Source organism: Arthrobacter sp. H41 (assembly GCF_000520535.1).
Lineage (GTDB): Bacteria > Actinomycetota > Actinomycetes > Actinomycetales > Micrococcaceae > Arthrobacter_D.
In genome coordinates this window covers 33177-34940 of record NZ_KI914811.1, presented here as the reverse complement: position 1 = coordinate 34940, position 1764 = coordinate 33177, and the positions used below count along the sequence as shown (strand labels likewise).

General features: G+C 65.2%; 3 protein-coding genes. 2 read left to right on the top strand and 1 reads right to left on the bottom strand.

Annotation, left to right across the window (positions count from 1 at the left end; genetic code table 11):
* A partial coding sequence (locus Y705_RS19605) for a zinc-binding dehydrogenase (protein WP_155850064.1) occupies positions 1 to 568 on the top strand: 568 nt, incomplete at its 5' end.
* Between the two features lie 35 nt (positions 569 to 603).
* Here the strand turns inward: Y705_RS19605 and Y705_RS0112215 are convergent.
* Positions 604 to 948, bottom strand: a complete 345-nt coding sequence (locus Y705_RS0112215) for a DUF3140 domain-containing protein (RefSeq protein ID WP_026533065.1) — start codon at positions 946 to 948, stop codon at positions 604 to 606.
* A 143-nt stretch (positions 949 to 1091) separates the two neighbouring features.
* Between Y705_RS0112215 and Y705_RS0112210 the strand changes: the two genes are divergently transcribed.
* Positions 1092 to 1628 (top strand): hypothetical protein, encoded by a 537-nt coding sequence (locus Y705_RS0112210; protein WP_026533064.1) that lies wholly within the window; start codon positions 1092 to 1094, stop codon positions 1626 to 1628.
* Positions 1629 to 1764 lie beyond the last annotated feature (136 nt).

Sequence of the window (1764 nt, the reverse complement as noted above, 5' to 3'; positions counted from 1 at the left end):
CCTCCTGACAGCCCTGTTCGCCCGATCGCTGGGCAGCCGCGAGGTGGTGGTCGCGGACTCCGATCCACGGCGGCGGAAAGTTGCGGAAGAGCTGGGTTTTCCGGTGTTCGACCTCGACGGCGACCCGGGCAGGTTGCTGAAGACGCGCTGGCGCCACGGCCCCGCGGACCGCGGCGCCGACGTCGTGTTCCAGTGCCGTGGACGCGCGGAGGCCCTGCACGCTGCCCTGCGCGCGGTGCGCCCCCAGGGAAGCATCATCGATCTTGCGTTCTACATTGAGGGCGCCGACGCACTGCGGCTTGGCGAGGAGTTCCACCACAACGGGCTCAGCCTGCGCTGCGCGCAGATCGGACGCGTTCCGCGTGGTCTCTCTGCCTTGTGGGACAGAGCCCGGCTGTCCGCCGAAACGATCCTGCTGCTGCACTCCGAGGGGAAAGCGGTTCGGAAAAGCCTGGTGACGGATATTGTCCCCTTCGAGGAGGGCCCCGGGCTGATGCTGCAGGTCGCTCGGCGGGAGCGGCATGTGCTGACGGCGGTCTTCGCTGTCGATCCGGGCCTTGCAGCCTGACTCCGCGGCATTCCGCCTCAGCCCAGCCGGCATCCCTAGGTCAACGGGTCGTGGCCCCAGTTCATCAGGGAGTACCGCCACCTGGAGTTCTCGATCTCCTCCTTGGCGGGCCGCTGCGCGAGGTGGCGGTGCACGTAGCCCACCACCTTTCGCATGTGTGCTGCATCGGCGTCCGTCAGGTCCTTCTTCCGGGTGCCGAGGAGCGTGACGATCCGACGTCCGGAGGCGTGGCCCACCGACTCTCCGCCCTCCTTCTGCCCTACGGCCTTGGATTCTTCGGTGTCAAGCCATTTCTCGAGGGCCGATGCGCTCATGTTGACCGCTTCGTTCCAGTCGGCCCATACCTCATCCACTTCGCTGTGCTGGTCGGACCCTGCCATGGCGTAGCTCCTTTCCCTGGCGGCCGATGGAGAAACCTCAGCTCTCCGGCCGCGTGTTTTTCGGCTTTCCCGTAGCTTAATCCTAAGCATGCTGATAAATGTAGAGAGTAGGCCGAATCAAGAGATTAAAGGAGCACGACATCATGGCAGGAAACCTTTTGGCACGATCAGCCCACGATCTCGGTGCGGCAGCCTGGTTCGGCGGCACCCTCATGGGCGCTATCGGGCTCAACGGCGCCACCGCCAAAGCGAAGGACCCCAAGGAGCGCACCCGGCTGTCGAGCCTCGGCTGGGGAATGTGGACCCCGGTGCAGGTAGCCGCCTTCGCAGCCCATGCCGCCGGTGGTATCGGTCTGATCCTCGGCAACAAGGGTCGTGTCGCAGCACAGGACACCGTCGGCTCGAACACCCTGTGGAAGTCGATTGTCACAGTGGTGGGAATGGCGCTTTCGCTGTACTCCGGCATCCTCGGCAAGAAGGTCGGCGAACTCGCCGACGAGGGCAGCCAGGGTGCCACCGAGCCGCGTCCCGGTGCCTCCGACGAACTGGCCAAGGCCCAGTCCCAGCTCAAGATGCTCCAGTGGGCGCTTCCCGTCTTCAGCGGCATCGTGATCGTCCTCGGGGCGAAGCAGGGCGAGATGCAGCGGCCCGAGAACGTGAAGAAGGGCCTGTTCAAGTAGGAGGTTCCTTCGGAAGGAGTAATTCCCCGGATTCCGGTGGTGCTGCACATGCAGCACCACCGGAATCCGGGGAATTTTCTTGTCGGGCCGGTGCCGGGGCTCGTCCCTGCGTTGATCTGGCGGGCTCGTGCCGGTG

What these genes read in the sequence shown, in the direction of transcription:
- Y705_RS0112215 (WP_026533065.1), bottom strand. Translation starts at nt 948, where the DNA reads ATGGCAGGGTCCGACCAGCACAGCGAAGTGGATGAGGTATGGGCCGAC.
- Y705_RS0112210 (WP_026533064.1), top strand. Translation starts at nt 1,092, where the DNA reads ATGGCAGGAAACCTTTTGGCACGATCAGCCCACGATCTCGGTGCGGCA.